General features: G+C 69.8%; 20 protein-coding genes and 4 tRNA genes. 17 read left to right on the top strand and 7 right to left on the bottom strand.

All coding sequences use genetic code 11. From position 1 onward, the window contains the following. Positions 1-188: 188 nt before the first annotated feature. A complete protein-coding gene (cls, locus tag DEJ19_RS12770) occupies positions 189-1,649 on the bottom strand; it encodes a cardiolipin synthase (protein ID WP_071406312.1) in 1,461 nt (486 codons plus the stop codon). 33 nt (positions 1,650-1,682) lie between these two features. After that, the gene (locus DEJ19_RS12765) at positions 1,683-2,171 is read right to left on the bottom strand and encodes a YajQ family cyclic di-GMP-binding protein (RefSeq protein ID WP_017888627.1); all 489 of its coding nucleotides are present in this window, start codon (positions 2,169-2,171) and stop codon (positions 1,683-1,685) included. A gap of 137 nt (positions 2,172-2,308) precedes the next feature. Between DEJ19_RS12765 and DEJ19_RS12760 the strand changes: the two genes are divergently transcribed. From DEJ19_RS12760 to DEJ19_RS12740, 5 genes are all read left to right on the top strand, one after another. Beyond that, positions 2,309-2,393 (top strand) — tRNA-Tyr (locus DEJ19_RS12760). 58 nt (positions 2,394-2,451) lie between these two features. Further along, on the top strand, positions 2,452-3,282 hold the full coding sequence (locus DEJ19_RS12755; RefSeq protein WP_111233296.1) for an inositol monophosphatase family protein: 831 nt from the start codon (positions 2,452-2,454) through the stop codon (positions 3,280-3,282). Between the two features lie 148 nt (positions 3,283-3,430). Continuing rightward, complete coding sequence (locus DEJ19_RS12750) at positions 3,431-4,588, top strand: M23 family metallopeptidase (protein ID WP_111233297.1); 1,158 nt, start codon at positions 3,431-3,433, stop codon at positions 4,586-4,588. Between the two features lie 93 nt (positions 4,589-4,681). After that, a tRNA-Thr gene (locus tag DEJ19_RS12745) sits at positions 4,682-4,753 on the top strand. A 32-nt stretch (positions 4,754-4,785) separates the two neighbouring features. Then, positions 4,786-4,859, top strand: a tRNA-Met gene (locus DEJ19_RS12740). Between the two features lie 93 nt (positions 4,860-4,952). On the opposite strand, the gene DEJ19_RS12735 is transcribed toward DEJ19_RS12740, so the two are convergent. Together DEJ19_RS12735 and DEJ19_RS12730 are read right to left on the bottom strand one after the other, a co-directional pair. After that, a complete protein-coding gene (locus tag DEJ19_RS12735) occupies positions 4,953-6,848 on the bottom strand; it encodes an ABC transporter ATP-binding protein (protein WP_111233298.1) in 1,896 nt (631 codons plus the stop codon). 111 nt (positions 6,849-6,959) lie between these two features. Beyond that, complete coding sequence (locus DEJ19_RS12730; protein WP_071406316.1) at positions 6,960-7,358, bottom strand: hypothetical protein; 399 nt, start codon at positions 7,356-7,358, stop codon at positions 6,960-6,962. Between the two features lie 131 nt (positions 7,359-7,489). Between DEJ19_RS12730 and DEJ19_RS12725 the strand changes: the two genes are divergently transcribed. The 3 genes from DEJ19_RS12725 to DEJ19_RS12715 are packed head-to-tail and all read left to right on the top strand — an operon-like array spanning position 7,490 to position 9,392. Further along, complete coding sequence (locus DEJ19_RS12725) at positions 7,490-7,939, top strand: FAS1-like dehydratase domain-containing protein (RefSeq protein ID WP_082047026.1); 450 nt, start codon at positions 7,490-7,492, stop codon at positions 7,937-7,939. Further along, positions 7,936-8,361 carry a MaoC/PaaZ C-terminal domain-containing protein gene (locus tag DEJ19_RS12720; protein ID WP_111233299.1) on the top strand — a complete coding sequence of 142 codons (426 nt, stop codon included), beginning with the start codon at positions 7,936-7,938 and terminating at the stop codon, positions 8,359-8,361. Before DEJ19_RS12725 ends, DEJ19_RS12720 begins: the two co-directional genes overlap by 4 nt. Positions 8,362-8,363: 2 nt before the next feature. Further along, positions 8,364-9,392: a UDP-N-acetylmuramate dehydrogenase gene (locus DEJ19_RS12715; RefSeq protein WP_111233300.1), complete on the top strand. Its 1,029-nt coding sequence runs from the start codon at positions 8,364-8,366 to the stop codon at positions 9,390-9,392. A 100-nt stretch (positions 9,393-9,492) separates the two neighbouring features. On the opposite strand, the gene DEJ19_RS12710 is transcribed toward DEJ19_RS12715, so the two are convergent. After that, the gene (locus tag DEJ19_RS12710; protein WP_111233301.1) at positions 9,493-10,719 is read right to left on the bottom strand and encodes a pyridoxal phosphate-dependent aminotransferase; all 1,227 of its coding nucleotides are present in this window, start codon (positions 10,717-10,719) and stop codon (positions 9,493-9,495) included. A gap of 152 nt (positions 10,720-10,871) precedes the next feature. Here DEJ19_RS12710 and DEJ19_RS12705 point away from each other — a divergent pair. The 6 genes from DEJ19_RS12705 (at position 10,872) to DEJ19_RS12680 (ending at position 14,491) form a co-directional block, all read left to right on the top strand. After that, positions 10,872-10,944 (top strand) — tRNA-Trp (locus DEJ19_RS12705). Between the two features lie 35 nt (positions 10,945-10,979). Beyond that, positions 10,980-11,243 carry a preprotein translocase subunit SecE gene (gene secE, locus DEJ19_RS12700; RefSeq protein WP_371830607.1) on the top strand — a complete coding sequence of 88 codons (264 nt, stop codon included), beginning with the start codon at positions 10,980-10,982 and terminating at the stop codon, positions 11,241-11,243. Positions 11,244-11,377: 134 nt separating this feature from the next. Continuing rightward, entirely contained in the window at positions 11,378-12,427 is a 1,050-nt protein-coding gene (gene nusG, locus DEJ19_RS12695) for a transcription termination/antitermination protein NusG (protein WP_071406319.1), read from the top strand. A 158-nt stretch (positions 12,428-12,585) separates the two neighbouring features. Then, positions 12,586-13,017 carry a 50S ribosomal protein L11 gene (rplK, locus tag DEJ19_RS12690; RefSeq protein ID WP_017888638.1) on the top strand — a complete coding sequence of 144 codons (432 nt, stop codon included), beginning with the start codon at positions 12,586-12,588 and terminating at the stop codon, positions 13,015-13,017. A gap of 90 nt (positions 13,018-13,107) precedes the next feature. Then, positions 13,108-13,797 (top strand): 50S ribosomal protein L1, encoded by a 690-nt coding sequence (gene rplA, locus DEJ19_RS12685; RefSeq protein ID WP_017888639.1) that lies wholly within the window; start codon positions 13,108-13,110, stop codon positions 13,795-13,797. A gap of 85 nt (positions 13,798-13,882) precedes the next feature. Further along, positions 13,883-14,491, top strand: coding sequence for a Pr6Pr family membrane protein (locus DEJ19_RS12680; RefSeq protein WP_071406320.1), 609 nt, complete (start codon positions 13,883-13,885; stop codon positions 14,489-14,491). Here the strand turns inward: DEJ19_RS12680 and DEJ19_RS12675 are convergent. Then, a complete protein-coding gene (locus tag DEJ19_RS12675; RefSeq protein ID WP_110861533.1) occupies positions 14,488-15,171 on the bottom strand; it encodes a YqaJ viral recombinase family protein in 684 nt (227 codons plus the stop codon). The genes DEJ19_RS12680 and DEJ19_RS12675 overlap by 4 nt on opposite strands. Positions 15,172-15,238: 67 nt before the next feature. After that, positions 15,239-16,450, bottom strand: a complete 1,212-nt coding sequence (locus DEJ19_RS12670; RefSeq protein WP_110863395.1) for an ROK family transcriptional regulator — start codon at positions 16,448-16,450, stop codon at positions 15,239-15,241. 144 nt (positions 16,451-16,594) lie between these two features. On the opposite strand from DEJ19_RS12670, the gene DEJ19_RS12665 reads away from it, so the two are divergent. From DEJ19_RS12665 to DEJ19_RS12655, 3 genes are all read left to right on the top strand, one after another. Further along, a complete protein-coding gene (locus tag DEJ19_RS12665) occupies positions 16,595-17,341 on the top strand; it encodes a sugar phosphate isomerase/epimerase family protein (RefSeq protein ID WP_071406322.1) in 747 nt (248 codons plus the stop codon). Continuing rightward, entirely contained in the window at positions 17,338-18,489 is a 1,152-nt protein-coding gene (locus DEJ19_RS12660) for a Gfo/Idh/MocA family protein (RefSeq protein ID WP_111233302.1), read from the top strand. Before DEJ19_RS12665 ends, DEJ19_RS12660 begins: the two co-directional genes overlap by 4 nt. A gap of 113 nt (positions 18,490-18,602) precedes the next feature. Next, a complete protein-coding gene (locus DEJ19_RS12655; protein WP_111022252.1) occupies positions 18,603-19,904 on the top strand; it encodes an ABC transporter substrate-binding protein in 1,302 nt (433 codons plus the stop codon). Positions 19,905-19,998 lie beyond the last annotated feature (94 nt).

The following is a 19,998-nucleotide window of genomic DNA, read 5'->3' as shown; positions in this document are numbered from 1 at the left end:
CGTGGCGCACGGCATCCTGAACCGGCTCGGAACGCTCACCGCACGGTGCAGGGTTCTCCGTTCGCCGCGGGCTTGCTCGCCGGGTGCCCCGCTGTCGCGACGCACGGTGCGGCCAAGGTCGCACCGGGTGGGGGACGACGCACGGTGCGACGGTGCGACGGTGCACGCTGCGACGGGCCTCCAGACGGCTACTGCAGCGCCGCCGTGAGCCGCGCGACGTTGTCGAGCACCTTGGACCGGCGCGGACGGTCGACCCACGCGTCGAGCGTGAGCTCGAAGCTGTGCTCCTTGTAGGAGTCCTGCACCTCGCGCAGGGCGTCGACGAAGCGGTGACCGCGCACCATCACGGAGACCTCGAGGTTCAGGCTGAACGAGCGCATGTCCATGTTGCTCGACCCGATCACCGACACCTCGTCGTCGATCGTGAAGTGCTTGGCGTGCAGGATCGTCGGCGCGCGGTACAGCCAGATCCGCACGCCGGCCCGCAGGAGTTCCTCGTAGTAGGAGCGCTGCGCGTGCCAGGTCATCGCGTGGTCGCCCATCTCGCCGACGAACAGCTCGACGTCGACCCCGCGCTGGGCGGTCGTGGTGATGGCGTAGAGCATCGAGTCGTCCGGCACGAAGTACGGCGACGTGATCGAGACCTTCTGCTGCGCTGAGTAGAGCAGCGCGTTGAACAGGCGCAGGTTGTTCTCGCCGTCGAAGCCCGGGCCGGACGGCACCACCTGGCAGTCGAGCGCATCGCCGCGGTCGGCCCGCTGGACGGGGTCGCTCTCACGCAGCAGCAGCTCGTCGGTCTCGCTGTACCAGTCGGTGACGAACAGGGCGTTGAGCCCGGCGACGACCGGTCCCTCGAACCGGGCGAACAGGTCCTTGTAGACCATGCCCTTCTCGATGTGGGACTTGATGTCGTACGACGCGTCGATCAGGTTCTGCGAGCCGGTGAACGCGACCGAGCCGTCGATCACCATGATCTTCCGGTGGTTGCGGAGGTCGGGGCGCTGGAACTTGCCCTGCAGTGGCAGGAGGGGCAGCATCAGGTGCCACTCGATGCCCGCCTGGTCCATGAACGCCAGGGTGTCCTTGTAGCCCGGGTAGCCGCGGCTCGCCCAGTGGTCGAGCAGGAACCGCACGGTGACGCCACGTGCCTGCGCCCGCGCGAGCGCCTCGAAGAACGGGCGTGTGGTGTCGTCGAGCGTCGCGATGTAGAACTCGACGTGCACGAACCGGCGGGACTGGTCGATCGCCCGGGTCATCTCGGCGATGGACTCCTCGGAGTCGGGGTAGAGCTCCGCGGAGTTGCCACCGACCAACGGCATCGCACCGAGTTCGCGGTTCAGCCGCGTGACGCTCTCGAGCCACGCGGGCCACGGGTGGTCACGGCGGACCCGCTCGATGCCCTCGGTCTGCTCGAGGATGTACGCGTTGATCTCGGTCTGCTTCTCGCGACGGGCGCGGGGGAGCTTCGTCGACCCGATGACCAGGAAGACGATGAAGCCGATGTAGGGGATGAGGAAGATCGCGAGCAGCCACGCCGTCGCGGTCTGCGGCTTCCGGTTGATCGGGACGTAGATGATCGAGAAGACGCGGATCGCCAGGTCCAGCAGGACGAGCAGGACGGTGATGACGACGCTGAGCCAGTGCTCCACGGGGTGTCGGGTGTCGTTCGCAGGGGCCGCGGGTCAGCGGAAGTTGATGAACTGCAACGGGACGTCGAACTCTTCACCCTTGAGGAGCTGGATCGTGTTCTGCAGGTCGTCACGGCTCTTCGACGAGACCCGGAGCTCGTCGCCCTGGATCTGGCTCTTCACCGTCTTCGGGGCGTTGGCCCGCAGGAACGCGCCGATCTTCTTCGCCACGTCCTGCTCGATGCCGTTCTTGAACTTCACCTCGATGCGGTACTCCTTGCCCGAGGGGTACGGGTCGCCGGCGTCGAGGCTCTTCAGGCTGATGTTCCGCTTGATCGCCTTGCTCTGCAGGACGTCGAGCACGGCCTTGGCGCGCTCTTCCGAGTTCGCCTTGATGAGGACGTCCTCGCCGCTGAACGCGACCGAGGCGTCGGCGCCCTTGAAGTCGTACCGCTGCTCGATCTCCTTGGCCGCCTGGTTGAGGGCGTTCTCCGCCTCCATCTTGTCGACCTTGCTGACCACGTCGAAGGAACTGTCTGCCATGCGGAACAGCCTAACGGCGGACGGGAGGCCCGGTTCCGGTCGCGCGGATCGGCTCGCGATGGTCACGACCACCGTCAGCCATCCGCTATGCTTTTGTGCGCGCCTTCGGTTGGTGATCACACCGGCTGGGTGCGCATGGCAAGTTACCCAAGCGGCCAAAGGGATCTGACTGTAAATCAGCCGGCGTAGCCTTCGGGGGTTCGAATCCCTCACTTGCCACCATCTGATCGGCCCCGTCCACTGCGGACGGGGCCGATGGTGTTTCCGGGAGGATGGGTGCATGGCATCCGACCTCACCCCGTCCCAGTTCGCCGACCTCGCCGAGTCGATCGCCCGTGACGCAGCGGCGCTGGCCGCACGCCGCCGCGCCGAGGGGGTCGAGGTCGCGGACCGGAAGTCGAGCATCGTCGACGTGGTCACGGCCGCCGACCGTGAGGTCGAGGCACTCATTCGCGCCCGCATCGCCGAGGCCCGACCGGACGACGCCTTCCACGGTGAGGAGTCCGGGTCGGCATCGGGCGCCTCGGGCATCACCTGGGTGGTGGACCCGATCGACGGCACGGTCAACTACCTGTACGGCAGCGCCGAGTACGGCGTGAGCATCGGCGTCGTGCGCGGAGCACCCGACCCGATGACCTGGGAGCCGATCGCGGGCGTCGTCGTGGCACCGGCGACGGGCACCGTCTTCCGCGCGGCGGTCGGCCAGGGAGCGACCCGTGACGGAGAACCGTTGTCCGTCGCCGCGCCCGGTTCGCTCGCCGAGACGCTCGTGGCCACCGGGTTCGGGTACACGGCCGACCGTCGCCGGGAGCAGGTCGCGGTGCTCGCCGGACTCATCGGCGAGGTGCGGGACATCCGCCGTGGGGGAGCGGCGTCGCTCGACTGCTGCGCCGTCGGGGCGGGCGTGGTCGACGCGTACTACGAGCGCGGGATCAACCCGTGGGACATGGCGGGCGGGGCCCTCGTCGCGCAGGAGGCCGGCGCGGTGATCCGCATCTGGGAGGCCGGCGGGACCCGCTCCTTCCTGTTCGCGAGCCCCGCCGTCGCCGACGAACTCGAGGCCCTGGTGCGTGGACTCGAGGCCGGTGCACTCGGAGCCGTGCGGGCCTGAGGACGCGCCGATCCCCAGGTCTGGGGGTGCCGGGAGGACATGACCACGACTGGCGACCTGCGACGTCTCCTGCTAGCGTGCTCAGGTCCCGTTACCTGCTCGTTACCAACGAGTGAGCCCTTCTCCGATCAGGATCGCCACCGCACGCATGCCCCGTACTCCTCTGTCGTCCGCTCCCACCGACGGTTCCGTCGACGCCGCCACCCCGGTCGTCCACCAGACCCGACGCGCTCGGATCGAGGCGGAACGAGCAGCGGCGAAGGGCTCGAGCGTGGTGCAGGAGGCGCAGGACTCGACGGGGCCGAGCTTCGACGACGTGATCGGTGCGGCCACGCCGGGAACCCCCGCGGCCCCCGTGTCGCCGATCGACCTCGCACCGGCGTCGCCCGTGCGCCCGGCGTCCCGCATCGTGACGCCGCCGGCCCCCACCTCGCCCGTCGTGCACGCGCGGCCGGCCGCTCCCGCTGCCTCGGTGTCGCAGCCGCGTCGGGTCGCCGGGCAGGTCCCCGCGTCGCGTCGTCGCACCAGCCGTCCGGCGCCGAAGACCCCGGTCGACCGCGCGACCCGTCACATCCGTTCCAGCACCCCCGTCAGCGCACCGGCCCCGAAGCGTGGTGCGTCGTTCCGCCGGTCGGCCTCCCGTGTGACCGCGGTCGGTGCCCTGCTCTTCGCGGCCGGCCTGGTCGTCTCGACCTCGCTGCCGGCCCAGGCGCTCTGGGTGCCCGAGTCCGGCTCGACCGCGGCCCGTGCCAGCTCGGGTGCCACCCAGTCGATGCAGGTCGGTGCCGCTGCTGACGGGTCGACCGCTCGCGACCAGTTCACGGTCTCGGACGCCACGCAGTACGCGAACGTCGACTCCTCCAGCTTCACGAACGACCCGACCGGCACGATCCAGTGGCCGTTCCTGACCGGTGTCCCGATCACCTCGGGCTTCGGCGGACGCCAGGTCGCCGGGTGCTCGTTCTGCTCGACGAACCACATGGGCGTCGACTTCGCCCCGGGCGAGGGCACCCCGATCGGCGTCATCGCCGCCGGCACCGTCATCAAGGTGCAGGCGAACGACGGCGGCTTCGGCAACGACGTCTGGGTCGAGCACGACGTCGACGGCAAGCAGTTCGTCAGCGTCTACGGCCACATGGAGGACAACTCCTTCAAGGTGGTCACCGGCCAGCACGTCGAGGTCGGCGACATCCTCGGTCTCGTCGGCAGCACGGGCAACTCCACGGGCCCGCACCTGCACCTCGAGGTGCACGTCGACGGGGTCCCGGTGGACCCGCTGGCGTGGCTCAAGACCAACGCGAACTAGGGGCCCGCGACGCGGCACGCCCGGGCGTCTCGTCCGGTTCCGGAGCAGCGTCGGAGGTCTGCTATCCTCGTGTGGTGCCGCTCGCGGTACATCGCCCCGATAGCTCAGTGGTAGAGCACCTCCATGGTAAGGAGGGGGTCGTCAGTTCAATCCTGACTCGGGGCTCCGACCCGGTGCGCGTGCCGCTCCGGATCTCTGGCGGGGTAGCTCAGTTGGTTAGAGCACACGACTCATAATCGTGGGGTCGCGGGTTCAAGTCCCGCCCTCGCTACACGCAAGGCCCTCTCGTCCAGGATCCCCTGGGTCAGGGGGCCTTCTCTGTTGCCGGCCCCACTTCGATTGCCGGGGCCGACCCGCCGCGCGTTCAGTCCGCCGCCGGCACGTCGGCCGCGACGTTCTCCTGCGCGGCGAACTGGGTGCGGTGCAGCTCCTCGTACCGGCCACCCGCGGCCAGCAGTTCGTCGTGCGTGCCCCGCTCCACGATCGAGCCGTCCTCGACCACGAGGATCACGTCCGCGCTGCGGATCGTGGAGAGCCGGTGCGCGATCACCATCGCCGTCCGCCCCTCGAGCGCCTCGCCGAGCGCTGCCTGCACCGCTGCCTCGGACGTCGAGTCGAGTGCCGCCGTCGCCTCGTCGAGGATGACGACGCGCGGCTGGGCGAGCAGGAGCCGGGCGATCGTCATCCGCTGGCGCTCGCCCCCGGACAGCCGGTAGCCGCGCTCACCCACCATGGTGTCCAGCTGGTCGGGGAGGGACCGGATGAGCGGCTCGAGCCGCGCACGGCGGACGGCGTCCCACACCTCGTCGTCGGAGGCTTCGGGCCGGGCGAACCGCAGGTTGGAGCGGATGGTCTCGTGGAACAGGTGGCCGTCCTGCGTCACCATGCCGAGGGTGTGCCGCATCGAGGCGAAGGTGACGTCGCGGACGTCCGTCCCGGCCAGACGCACGGCGCCGCTGTCGACGTCGTACAGGCGCGAGAGCAGCTGCGCGACCGTGGACTTGCCGGCTCCGGACGAGCCGACCAGGGCGACGGTCGGCCCCGGTTCGATCCGGAACGACAGGCCGTGCAGCACCTCCTCGCCGCCGCGGGTGTCGAGCGTCGCGACCTCCTCGAGCGAGGCGAGGGACACCTTGTCGGCGGACGGGTAGGCGAACCGGACGTCGTCGAACTCGACGGAGACCGGGCCGTCGGCGATGGTGACCGCGTCCGGCTGCTCCTGGATGAGTGGTTCGAGGTCGAGCACCTCGAAGACGCGCTCGAAGCTGACCACGGCGCTCATGATCTCGACCCGGGCGTTCGCCAGGCTCGTCAGCGGGGCGTAGAGCCGGGTGAGCAGGAGCGCCAGGGTGACGACCTCGCCGGTGTCCAGCCGGCCGGCGAGCGCGAGGAAGCCGCCGAGCCCGTAGACCAGCGCGAGGGCGAGCGCGGAGACGAGCATCAGCGCGGTGAAGAAGACGAACTGCAGCATCGCGGTCCGGACCCCGATGTCGCGGACCCGGGCAGCGCGGACACGGAACTCCTCGGCCTCTTCGTCGGGTCGGCCGAACAGCTTGACGAGGGTGGCGCCGGGAGCCGAGAAGCGCTCGGTCATCTGGGTGCTCATCGCGGAGTTGTGGTCGGCGGCCTCACGACGCAGGGCGGCGAGGCGGCTCCCCATCCGGCGCGCGGGGACCAGGAACACCGGGAGCATGACGACGGCGAGCACCGTCACGAGCCACGAGGTGCTGAGCATGACGATCAGGGTGAGGACCAGCGCCACGAGGTTCGTGACCACGCCGGACAGCGTGCCGCTGAAGGCCTGCTGGGCGCCGATCACGTCGTTGTTGAGGCGGCTCACGAGCGCACCGGTCCGGGTGCGGGTGAAGAACGCGATGGGCATCTTCTGCACGTGGTCGAAGACGGCGGTGCGGAGATCCAGGATCACGCCCTCGCCGATCCGCGCCGAGTACCACCGCGTCGTCAGCGACACGGCGGCGTCGGCCACGGCCACCAGGGCGATGACCACGGCCAGCCGGACGATCGTCGCGACCTCACCGCGGGCGACGATGACGTCGACCACCTGCCCGGCGAGGACCGGCGTCGCGACCGCGAGGAAGGCGCCGACGACGGAGAGACCGATGAAGACCAGCAGCTTCGCCCGGTACGGCACAGCGAACGTCAGGATCCGCCGGACGGACGCGCGGGAGAACCCGTGCTTGCCGCCCTGCGCGGACGAGATCTTGTACAGCGAGCTCCAGGCTGCGCTCTCCATGCTCATGGCGGTTCCTTTCCGGGGCCCCGGGCCCAACCTAGATGGCTGGCCGGGTCCCCGGTGACCGCTCCCGTGGCGGTGCGCCGCGCGGCCACCCGCCGGAGGCCGTCCGGCCGCCTACTGCGTGCGGTGGGAGCCGGTGTCCGTCCGCGTCGCGAGCACCCCGGCCGCACGGAACGCGTCCTCGACCGCGGCGGTGACCTGCTGCCAGGCGGCCCGTCGCCGGTTCGCTCCGATGCTGCCGCCCGACACGGCCGTGCCGTGCCCGGCCCGGCGCAGGGTGATCGTGGTGGTGGCACCGTCCACGACGGTCGACAGCTCGTACCGGCGGTACTCCCGGGCCGGCTGGACGAGCGCGCCGAGCAGGATCGTGAGCGTCCGGCTGCCCGCCGTCGCGGTCATCGTGCCACCCGTCGACTCGACGTGGTGGCCCGTGCGGCGCAGCGCGGCGGCCGCGACCTCCATGGCGGTGCACCGGTCTCCCGTGTGCACGGCGAACTCCGTCGTGGTGTCCATCGGCCCTCCCCGTCCCGAACGAACCCGTGCCGCACGGCACGCCCCGATTCCCCCGAATCGGTCTCAGACAGTCTAGCTGAAGCGTTCTCATCGATCACCGACCCCCGGACGGGCCTCGGTAGACTGCCGTGGTGTCAGTGAACCCCGAGCTCGTCGGCAGGACGTTCCCGCCGGCCCAGCCCTACCTGGTCGGCCGCGAGAAGGTGCGCGAGTTCTCGCGTGCGGTCTTCGCGACCAACCCCGTCCACCACGATCCGGACGCCGCACGTGCCGCCGGGTACGCCGACGTGGTCGCACCCCCGACGTTCGCCGTCGTCGTGCAAGAGGCCACGCTCGCGCAGCTCCTGAACGAGCCCGACGCCGGCATCGACTTCTCCCGCGTCGTCCACGGCGAGCAGTCCTTCACCTACGACCGGCCGATCGTCGCCGGTGACGAGCTCACCGCGACCCTGACGGTCACCAGCGTGAAGACCCTCGGCGGCAACGCGATGGTCACCGCCCAGAGCACCATGAACGACGCCGAGGGGGAGCACGTCGTCACGGCGACCTCCACCCTCGTGGTCCGAGGAGACGACGCATGACCGCCGCACCCGCCACCGCGCTCGAGGTCGGCACCGTCGTCGCCGAGCGCGACGTGCACATCATGCGCGACTCGCTCGTCCGGTACGCCGGCGCCTCGGGCGACTTCAACCCGATCCACTACCGCGACGACGTCGCCGCCTCGGTCGGCCTGCCCGGTGTGCTCGCCCACGGCATGCTCACGATGGGCATCGCCGTGCAGCCGGTCGCCGAGTGGCTCGGTGACAGCGGCTGGGTCGCGGGCTACGGCGTCCGCTTCACGCGCCCCGTCGTCGTCGAGCCGGAGCAGGGTGCCACCGTCGGCATCGTCGCGAAGGTCGGCACCGTCGACGAGGACGGCCGGCCGAAGCGCATCGACCTCACCGTGACCGCCGCCGGGCAGACCGTGCTCGGCAAGGCGCAGGTCACGGTGGTGTTCCGCTGACCGTGTCCGAGCCGGTGCTGGCCGACCTGACGACGCTCCGCGTCGGCGGGGCCGCCGCCCGGCTGCTCACGGCCGAGACGACCGACGAGCTCGTCGCCCACGCGCTCGACGCCTTCGACGACCACGAGTGGCTCGTCCTCGGCGGCGGCAGCAACCTGCTGGTCGCCGACCAGGGCTTCGACGGCACCGTCGTGCTGGTCCGGACGACGGGCGTCGACGCCGACCGCGACGCCGACGGCGTCACCGTCCGCGTCGCCGCGGGGGAACCGTGGGACCCGTTCGTCGCCACGACCGTCGCGAACGGCTGGACCGGCCTGGAGGCCCTCAGCGGCATCCCGGGCACCGTCGGTGCGTCCCCGGTGCAGAACATCGGCGCCTACGGGGTCGAACTCGCCGACGTGCTCACCCGCGTCGAGTTCCTCGATGCGGCCACGGGGGAGCGCGCGTGGCTCCCGGCAGCCGAGCTGGCGCTCGGCTACCGCACGTCGACCCTCAAGCACGGTCGGCGCGGTGTCGTGCTGACGGTCGAGTTCCGACTCGGGCTCGCGGGGGAGCACGGCGTGCCCGTGCGGTACGCGCAGCTCGCCGGTTCGCTCGGGGTCGAGCTCGGTGCGCTCGTGCCGCCCACGACCGTCCGCGACGAGGTCCTGCGGCTGCGCGGCTCGAAGGGCATGGTGCTCGACGGGGACGACCACGACACCTGGAGCGCCGGGTCGTTCTTCACGAACCCGATCGTCTCGCCGGCGTTCGCCGAGACCCTGCCGACGGATGCGCCTCGCTGGCCCGCGGGCGACGACGTCAAGCTCAGTGCCGCGTGGCTCATCGAGCACGCCGGCGTGCACCGCGGGTACGCGGTGCCGGGCTCCCGCGCTGCGATCTCGTCCAAGCACACCCTCGCGCTCACGAACCGCGGCGGGGCGACGGCGGCGCAGGTGGCCGAGCTCGCACGGTTCGTGCAGGTGACCGTGCTGAACCGCTTCGGTGTCTCGCTCGTCCCGGAACCCGTCGTGGTGGGGGACCTGCTCGGCTGATCGTCCGCGCGACGGGACGGACGAGCACGACGGACCACGGGCCTCCCGGCACGCAGAACGGGCCACCTCGACGAGGTGGCCCGTTCTGTACTCCCGAGGTCTACGCGAAGAACTCCGCCAGCCGGGCGACGCCCTCGGCGATGTCGTCGTCGCCCAGGGCGTACGACAGGCGCAGGTAGCCGGAGGGGCCGAAGGCCTCACCCGGCACGACCGCGACCTCGGCGTGCTCGAGGATCAGGTCTGCCAGCTCGAGCGTGGTCGTCGGGGTGGTGCCGGCCCACTCGCGACCGAGCAGTGCGGTGACGTCCGGGTAGACGTAGAAGGCGCCCTGCGGGGTCGGCGTGCGGAATCCCGGGATCGCGTTGAGGCCGTCGACGATGGCCTTCCGTCGGCGGTCGAAGGCCTCGCGCATGGCGGCGACGGGCTCCTGCGGACCGGTGAGGGCGGCGATCGCGGCGCGCTGCGACACGTTCGAGACGTTCGACGACAGGTGCGACTGCAGGTTCGACGCGGCCTTGACGGCGTCGGCCGGGCCGATGAACCACCCGACGCGCCAGCCGGTCATCGCGTAGGTCTTCGCGACGCCGTTCACCAGGATCGTGGTGTCGGCGAGGGCGGGGACCTCCGTCAGGATGCCGGCGAACCGGACCCCGTCGTAGACCAGGTCCTGGTAGATCTCGTCGCTGATCACCCAGATGCCGTGCTCGAGCGCCCACTCGCCGATCGCCCGGGTCTGCTCGGCGGAGTACACGGCGCCCGTGGGGTTCGACGGCGAGCAGAACAGCAGCGCCTTGGTCGCCGGGGTGCGGGCGGCCTCGAGCTGCTCGACCGTCACCAGGTAGTCCTGGTCGCTGCCGGCGAAGACCTCGACCGGCTCGCCGCCGGCCAGCCGGATGGCCTCGGGGTAGGTGGTCCAGTACGGCGCGGGCAGCAGGACCTCGTCACCGGCGTCGACGATGGTCTGGAACGCCTGGTAGACCGCCTGCTTGCCACCGTTCGTGACGATGACCTGCGACGGCTCGACGGTGATGCCGGACACCCGGGCGGTCTTGTCGGCGATCGCCTGCTTGAGTTCGGGCAGGCCGGTCGCGGGCGTGTAGCGGTGGTTCTTCGGGTCCTGCGCGGCAGCGACGGCCGCGTCGACCACGTGCTGCGGGGTCGCGAAGTCGGGCTCGCCGGCGGCGAACGAGATCACCGGACGCCCGGCGGCCTTGAGCGCCTTGGCCTTCGCGTCGACCTTGAGCGTCGCGGACTCGGCGATGGCCGCGATGCGGGACGCGATGCGCCGACGATCGGCCGGCGCGGTGGCGAGGGTGTCGACGGACACGTGGGCGGTGGACTCAGGGCCTGGGGCTGCGGTGCTCACGGGGCCCAGCCTACCGGCGCGGCACGCCGTGGAAGGGGCCAAGTGGACACCGTGTGACGGACTCCCGTAGACTCGTCCACCGGAACGCGGATCGGTGACGAACCTCGTTGCGAAGGGCGGTGGCTCAATTGGTAGAGCAGCGGTCTCCAAAACCGCAGGTTGCAGGTTCGAGTCCTGTCCGCCCTGCAACTCTGGAAGGGTAGAAGTTGGCGAGCAAAGACATGGAGACGACGGCGGACGACGTCGTCGCCAAGGCGAAGCAGGACCGGGCCGAGCGCCGCGGGCCCATCGCTGCCATCGTGCTCTTCATCCGCCAGGTGATCGGCGAACTGCGCAAGGTCGTGACGCCGACCCGCAAGGAACTCTTCAGCTACACGGGCGTCGTGCTCGTGTTCGTCGTCGTCATGATGATCCTGGTGTCGATCCTCGACTTCGTGTTCGGTCTCGGCGTCGGGTACGTCTTCGGCAACGGGCCCACGGCCTGACCCCGACGTCGACTGCCGTGTGCGGTCGTTCCGAGGAGTACGGTCGCCCGAGACGGCGTCGATCGTGACGGCGTCGCTCGTGACCATGAACGAACGCCACCCCGACCCGAACCACCGAACGGAAAGAATCGACTGTGTCTGACAACTCCCGCGATGACATCGACCTCGCGACGGCTGCCGAGCAGTCCTCCGAGGTCGAGGAGAACCAGGAAGGCGACGTCGAGACCGGCGAAGGACGCTCCGTCGAGTCCGCTGAAGAGCGTGCGATCTCGATCGAGGGCGACGACGACGAGTCCCTCGGCCTCAGCTCCGAGCCCGACGACGGCACCGTCGACGCCGGCCTCGACGAAGCACTGACGGCCCTGCAGGAAGCCCGTGACCCCGAGGCCGACGCCGTCGTGGACGACGCCCTCGAGATCGACTCCACCGACGAGGCCGAGGCCGCCGTCGAGGCCGTCGAGGACGAGGAAGAAGTCGAGCTCGAGTCCGAGACCGCCGCCGAGGCGAACGAGACGCTCGCAGCGGACGAGGCACTCGACGCCGAGGACGAGGACGACGAGCCCGCCGAGGTCGACCCGTACGAGGCCTTCAAGGCCGAGCTGCGGATGAAGCCGGGCAAGTGGTACGTCATCCACTCCTACGCGGGCTTCGAGCGCCGCGTGAAGTCGAACATCGAGAACCGCATGGTCTCGATGTCGATGGAGGACTACATCTACCAGGTCGAGGTCCCGATGGAGGACGTCGTCGAGATCAAGAACGGGCAGCGCAAGCTGGTCACCCGCGTCCGGATCCCCTCGTACGTGCTCGTCCGCATGGACCTCAACGAGGACTCGTGGTCCGTCGTCCGGCACACCCCGGGCGTCACCGGCTTCGTCGGCAACGCGCACAACCCGACGCCGCTCCGTTTCGACGAGGCGTTCGGCATGCTCAAGTCCCTCGTGCAGGTCGCCGAGGCCGCCCCGACCAAGGGTGGCGCGAAGGGCAGCGGCCTGCAGGCACAGCCCGCGGCCGAGGTCGACTTCGAGATCGGCGAGACGATCACCATCAAGGAAGGCTCGTTCGCGGGCCTGCCGGGTTCGATCTCGGAGATCAAGCCGGAGAGCGGCAAGCTCACCGTCCTCGTCTCGCTGTTCGAGCGCGAGACCCCGGTCGAGCTCAGCTTCGACCAGGTCACCAAGCTCTAACGACCACCCAGCTGTAGCGATCACCGAGATCGACTACACTGAACGGGTTTGGGCCCGCGCGCCTCGTGCGAGCGGGCCTTCACCGCTGTCCGGAACGGCCGGACCAGCGGGAGAGTGCACGGATCCCCGTGTGTTCGATTCCAGGAGGAAGACAAGTCATGGCACCGAAGAAGAAGGTCACGGGCCTGATCAAGCTGCAGATCAACGCGGGAGCCGCCAACCCGGCCCCCCCGATCGGTCCGGCGCTCGGTCAGCACGGCGTCAATATCATGGAGTTCTGCAAGGCGTACAACGCGGCGACCGAGTCGCAGCGTGGCAACGTCGTGCCGGTCGAGATCACCGTCTACGAGGACCGTTCGTTCACGTTCGTCCTGAAGACCCCGCCGGCCGCCGAGCTCATCAAGAAGGCTGCTGGTGTGCAGAAGGGGTCCTCGACCCCGCACACGGTCAAGGTCGCGAAGATCTCGATGGACCAGGTCCGTCAGATCGCCGAGACCAAGCAGGCCGACCTGAACGCCAACGACATCGAGCAGGCCGCGAAGATCATCGCCGGCACCGCACGCTCGATGGGCATCACGGTCGAGGCCTAAGCACCGATCGGGCTCCGGCCCACCACCAGACACCTTTCCGTGGGAGAGCCTCGCCGGCTCGCCAACCACGTATCTCGCAAGGAGACCACCATGGCGAAGAAGTCCAAGGCCTACCAGGCCGCGGCCGCGAAGATCGAGGCCGACAAGTTCTACACCCCGACCGAGGCCGTCGCCCTGGCCAAGGAGACCGGTTCCTCGAAGACCGACTCCACGGTCGAGGTCGCGCTGAAGCTCGGCGTGGACCCCCGCAAGGCCGACCAGATGGTCCGCGGCACGGTCATCCTGCCGCACGGCACGGGCAAGACCGCCCGCGTCATCGTCTTCGCGACGGGTGCGGCTGCTGAGGCCGCCATCGCCGCCGGTGCCGACGAGGTCGGTGGCGACGAGCTCATCGCGAAGGTCGCCGAGGGGTACACCTCGTTCGACTCCGCCGTCTCGACCCCGGAGCTCATGGGCAAGGTCGGTCGTCTCGGTAAGGTGCTCGGCCCGCGTGGCCTCATGCCGAACCCGAAGACCGGCACCGTGACCCCGAACGTGGCGCAGGCCGTCAACGACATCAAGGGCGGCAAGATCGAGTTCCGCGTCGACAAGCACGCCAACGTGCACTTCGTCGTCGGCAAGGCCTCGTTCACGCCGGAGCAGCTCGACGAGAACATCTCGACCGCGCTCGAGGAGATCAACCGCCTCAAGCCGTCGTCCTCGAAGGGCCGTTACGTCATGAAGGGCGCCGTCTCGACGACCTTCGGCCCCGGCATCCCGCTGGACGTCAACAGCATCTGAGTCCGATGACTCGTGGAAGGGCCCGCACCGGCAACGGTGCGGGCCCTTCCTGCATGTCGGGGTCGTGTCCCGCTAGCGTGGAACCGTGCGCACCCTCGTGAACTCGCTCCGACTGATCGCCGTCATCGCCATCGTCGTCGCGGTCGTGGCGCAGTGGCTCGAGAGCTCGCAGACCCCGACCTACTCGTTCTGGAACTTCTTCGGCTACTTCACGATCCAGTCGAACCTGATCATCGCCGTGGCCCTCGCGGTGACGCTCGTCGCCGCGGCCCGTCGCAAGCGGGCGGACCTCGCCGTCTCGGTGCTCCGTGGCGCCGCGACGGTGTACATCGCAACGACCGGCATCGTCTACAACACGCTGCTCACGGGCGCGAACGTGTCGGCCTCGGTGCCGTGGTCGAACGACATCGTGCACAAGATCATCCCGGTGTACGCGGTGCTCGACTGGCTGCTGTTCTCGGACCGCGCACGGCTGCTGCTCCGGCACGTGTGGTGGTTCCTGCTCTACCCGGCCGTGTGGACCACCGTGGTGCTCGTCCGCGGCGCGACCGACGGGTGGGTGCCGTACCCGTTCCTCGATCCGGCGCAGGGCTACGGCGTCGTCGCGATCTACGTGGTCGGGATCGCGGTCTCGATCACGCTGCTCGGCATCCTCGTCGTCGGGATGAGCAGGCTGCGGCTGGTGAAGGTCTAGGAGCGGAAGCCGCGGAGCTTGTCGAGCACCAGGTCGGCGAGCTGCACGAGCCCGCGGATCTGGTCGTCGTCGCGGTCGACCCAGCGGCACTCGGGTTCGTCGGCGACCGGCACGAACCCGTCGTGGCGTTCCCAGACGAACAGGGTGCGGTCGGCGCCGAGCACGTACTGCTGCCACCAGATCTGCCGGAGGTAGTGCCGGGGGATGCTCCGCCAGGCCTTGCCGGTGGTCTTGATCTCGGCGAGCACCACGCGGGACGACTCGTCGACCCCGACGCCGTCCGGGGTGGCGAGGTGGGCGCGGTTCGCGGCGGCGTGGAAGAGGTGTGCCGAGGGCTGGATGCCGTGGGTGGCGGCCACCCAGGCGGCGATGACTGGTTCGCGGTCCTTGCCGTGCTCGGTGAACGCGTTGCCGGAGAACCGGGAGCCGTAGCGCTTCTCGGTGACGACGGCCTCGACGGCGCGCAGCGAGGCGAGCCGGGCGACGTCGGTGGCGGTGATGCCCATGGCGCGGGCGCGGAGCCAGGCGACGCGGTCTGAGGAGTGCGCGACGATGCGCTCGGTGTGGCCGCGCAGGGCGGTGAACGCATCACGCGCAGCCGGGACCGGCGCGGACGACCCGGGAAGGGCCTCCAGACCGGGGTCCAGGTCGCCCCACAGGGTGGGCTGCACGATCGTCACCCGACGATTGTCCCCCCGACCACCGGCAAGACCGAAACCGACGCGCTCACACGGCCGCGGGTGCGCGTCAGGAGACCAGTTCGCGGCCCTCGGCGAAGGCGACCAGCTCGTCGACCCCGGCGGGGGAGAGGGCGTAACCGATGGCGAGGGCTGCGGCCCCCTGCAGTGCGGCGAGGGACCCGGCGCGGGACTGCACGATGACGAGGTGCTCACTGGCCAGGGGCATCGAGCGGGAGTACACGACCTCGCGGACCCCGGCGAGCAGGTGCTCACCGGCCTGCGTGATCGATCCGCCGAGTGCGATGACGGACGGGTTGATGAGCGAGATGCAGGTCGCCAGGACCTCGCCGATGTCCCGACCGGCCTGTCGGACGGCGTAGATCGCGTCGAGGTCCGACCGGTTCACCAGGTCGATCACGTCCGCACCGGTGTGCACGTCGTGCCCCTTCGCGCGGAGTGCGCGGGCGATGGCCGGACCGGAGGCCACGGCCTCAAGGCAGCCGGTGTTGCCGCAGTGGCAGGGGACGTCGCCGGCGCGGGAGACCCGCACGTGGCCGATGTCACCCGCGGTGCCCTGGGCGCCGCGCTGCAGCCGGCCCTCGGAGACGATGCCGGATCCGATGCCGGTGGCGACCTTCACGAACAGCAGGTGGTCGACGTCCGGCCAGCCGTGCTCGCGCTCACCGAGGGCCGCGATGTTGACGTCGTTGTCGAGCAGCACGTGGGCGGCGATGTGCTGACGGAGCCACGAGGGCACGTCGAAGCCGTCCCAGCCGGGCATGATCGGCGGGTTGGCCGGGCGGCCGGTGGAGAACTCGACCGGTCCGGGGACGCCGATGCCGATCGCGATGACGTCCTGTCGGCTGCGCCCGACCTCGGCGAGCAGGTCGTCGATCGTCTCGACGAGCCAGGACAGCGTCGGCACCGGACCGGCGGCGATGTCGATCCGGGCCTCGCGGGTGGCGAGTGGCGCCGCGACCAGGTCGGTGACGGCGACACGACCGTGCGAGGCACCGAGGTCGGCGGCGATCACGAGGCGGGCGCGGGGCTTCAGCGCCACCTGGGCGGGCGGACGGCCGCCGGTGGAGACGGCGGTGTCCACCGCGCCGACCAGCCCGATGTCGATCAGGGAGTCGAGGCGCACGCCGATGGTGGAGCGTGCGAGTCCTGTCAGTGCGGCGAGCTCGGCCCTGGTGCGCGGCACGCCGTCGCGGAGGATCTGGAAGAGCTCGCTCGTCCCGACCGGAGGCGACGCTGCCGTCCGGTTCAAGTCGACCATGTGGGGAGTGAAGCACACATCGATCGCGCCACGCAATGAAGTCCGTCGACATTCCTCGGACTTCTGCTTGACCGCCGACAAAAGTGCTCGTAGTGTGACGATCGGTCAGTGACGACCGCACCATCTCGACGAGGAGAACCCCTGGTGACCCAACCGCTCTCGGTCCAGCTCTACACGGTCCGCGATGCCCTCAGTGCCGATCTGCCCGGCACCTTGCAGCGCATCGCCGACATCGGCTACACGAACGTCGAGGCCTTCGGCTTCGTCGACAACGCCGACGAACTCGCCGCCGCCCTCCGCGACGCCGGCCTCGCCGCCCCGAGCGGCCACGCCCGTTTGCTGGATGCCGGCGAGCAGGACCTCGAGCGCATCTTCCACGCCTCCACCACCCTCGGCTTCGGGACCCTCATCGACCCGCACATCGACGAGTCCCGCTGGACCACCCGCGAGGACGTCGAGGCGATCGCCCGCGAACTCAGCGCCCTCGCCCCGCGCGCCGCCGACCACGGCCTGGTGCTCGGCTACCACAACCACGCATTCGAGTTCTCGAACCGCATCGACGGCGTCAGCGCGTACGAGGTCTTCGCCGACGCCCTGTCCGACGACGTCGTGCTCGAGCTCGACACCTACTGGGTGCAGGTCGGCGGGGACGACCCGGTCGCGGTCATCGGCAAGTACGGCGACAAGGTCCAGTTCCTGCACGTCAAGGACGGCGACGGCTCGCACGACGACAAGCAGCAGGTCGCAGTCGGCAACGGCATCATGCCGATCCGCGACATCATCGCCGCCGCGCCCGACGCACTCCACGTCGTCGAGCTCGACGACCACGAGGGCGACGTCTTCCAGGCCGTCGCCGACTCCTACACGTTCCTCGAGGGGGCCCGCGCATGACCGACACCACGACCGCCGCTGCAACGGCGACCGACAGCACCACCCGCACCGGCCCCGTCGGCGTCGGCGTCATCGGCGCCGGGGTCATCTCGGACCAGTACCTGTCGAACCTCACCGTCTTCCCTGACGTGACGGTCCGCTTCATCGCCGACATCGACCTGCCGCGCGCCGCCGCCCAGGCCGAGAAGTGGGGCGTCCCCGGATCGGGCACCGTCGAGGAGCTCCTGGCCGACGACGACATCGAGATCGTCGTGAACCTGACGATCCCGGCCGCCCACGTCGAGGTCGCGCTGCAGGCCCTGGCCGCCGGCAAGCACGTCTGGGGCGAGAAGCCCTACGCCCTCGACCGTGCCAGCGCCGCGGAGCTCCGCGACGCCGCGGCCGCCGCGGGCAAGACCGTCAGCGTCGCCCCGGACACGTTCCTCGGCGCCGGCCTGCAGACCGCGCTCCGCACCATCCGCGAGGGCCGCATCGGCACGCCGCTCAACGGACTGACGCTCTTCCAGAGCCCCGGGCCCGAGTCGTGGCACCCGAGCCCGGAGTTCCTCTTCGCGTACGGCGCCGGTCCGCTGTTCGACATCGGCCCGTACTACATCACCACCCTGGTGCAGACGTTCGGACCGGTGAAGAAGGTCACGGCAACCGCGTCGAAGTCCCGCGCGACCCGCACCATCGGCTCCGGCCCGAAGGCCGGAACCGAGTTCCCGGTCGACGTCCCGACGAACCACTCCGCGCTGATCGAGTTCGAGAACGGCGGGAGCGCGCAGAGCGTCTTCTCGTTCGAGTCCGACCGGGGCCGCACCGGCTTCGTCGAGATCGCGGGGGAGACCGGCACCGTCGTGTTCCCCGACCCGAACAACTTCGACGGCGACACCGAGCTCTACGCCCTCGGTTCCGATGAGCCCGAGACGATCCCCGCGGTCGGCTCCACCTACTCGCGCGGCACCGGCGTGGTCGACCTGGCCCGCTCGCTGCGGGCAGGCGACGAGAACCGCGTCCCCGGTGCGCTCGCCTTCCACGTCCTCGACGTGATGGTCTCCATCGCCGAGGCGGCAGAACGTGGCGAGGCGGTGCTCGTCGAGAGCACCGTGTCGCCCTCCCCGACCCTCCCCGAGGGCTGGGACCCCGCGGAACGCACCCTGGCCTGACCGCCAGGGCGCTGCCCGCAACCCACAGCAGCACCCGACCAGCACCATCCGCAGCACCAGCTCCATTCCTGCTCCATCCCTGCACCATCTCAACGACGAGAAAGTAGAGAGTCATGCGCACTGCCATCCGCGCACTGGCCATCACCGCGGCCGCCGCACTCACCGTGTCCGGCCTCGCAGCCTGCTCCTCCGGATCGTCCGGCGACTCCGGCGACTCCAAGACGCTCACGTACTGGGCGTCCAACCAGGGCACGTCCCTGCAGAACGACAAGGAGGTGCTGACCCCCGTCCTCAAGAAGTTCACCAAGGAGACCGGGATCAAGGTCGACCTCCAGGTCATCGGCTGGAACGACCTGCAGAACAAGATCCAGACCGCCGTCACCTCGGGCCAGGGCCCGGACGTCGTCAACATCGGCAACACCTGGGCGACCTCGCTCCAGGCCACCGGCGCCTTCCAGGAGTTCGGTGACGCCGAGATGAAGGCGATCGGCGGCGAGGACAAGTTCGGCAAGGTCGCCCTGTCCACCGGTGGCGCGCCCGACAAGACGGTCACGAGCGTCCCGCTCTACGGCCTCGCCTACGGCCTGTACTACAACAAGAAGATGCTGTCGGACGCCGGCATCACCCCGCCCACCACGTGGGAGGAGATGGTCTCCGACGCCGAGAAGCTGACCAAGGGTGACACCTACGGCTTCAGCCTCGCGGGTGGTTCCTACACCGAGAACTCGCACTTCGCGTTCATCAACTCGGCGCAGAACGGTGGCGAGTGGTTCGACAAGGACGGCAAGCCGACCTTCACCTCGAAGGCCAACGTCGACGGCATCAAGCGCTACCTCGACCTCATGCAGGACTCGAAGGTCGCCAACCCGTCGAACGCGCAGTACGACAACGCGACGCAGTCGACCACGGACTTCGCGAAGAAGAAGGCCGCGTTCATCCTCAACCAGAACAACGCGAACGCGACCATCGAGTCCCTCGGCATGAAGTCGTCCGAGTACGGCGTGGTGGCGCTGCCCGCCCCGAGCGGTGGCGAGCAGATCGCCTCGTTCCCGGCCGGCATCAACCTGTCGGTGTTCAAGAACACGAAGAACAAGGACGGCGCGCTCAAGTTCGTCAAGTACATGACGAGCATGGACACGCAGACGACGCTGGACAAGCCGTACTCGGCTCTGCCGGTGCTCGCCGAGGCTGCTGACTCCGTCACGGACGAGCAGACGAAGACGTTCCTCGACATCTACAACAACAAGGCGAAGCCGCTCCCGCTGGTGCCCGCCGAGGACCAGTTCGAGTCCACGGTCGGCAAGGCGATGAACGACATGTTCGCCAAGATCGCGACCGGTTCCAAGGTCTCCGAGGCCGACATCAAGTCGGCACTGCAGACCGCCCAGGACCAGGTGTCCCAGGCCGCCGGTTGATCCACCCTGGAGGCCCGGGTCGCGTCCGACGGACGCGCCCGGGCCTCCGCCCCTGACGTTCCCGGGCCGACCACCCGTCGGCCGTGAGGCACAC

The organism is Curtobacterium sp. MCSS17_016, from assembly GCF_003234255.2.
In the GTDB taxonomy this organism is placed as follows: Bacteria; Actinomycetota; Actinomycetes; order Actinomycetales; family Microbacteriaceae; genus Curtobacterium; species Curtobacterium flaccumfaciens.
The sequence above is the reverse complement of the archived record's forward strand: the minus strand, read 5'-3'. Positions and strand labels throughout refer to the sequence as shown.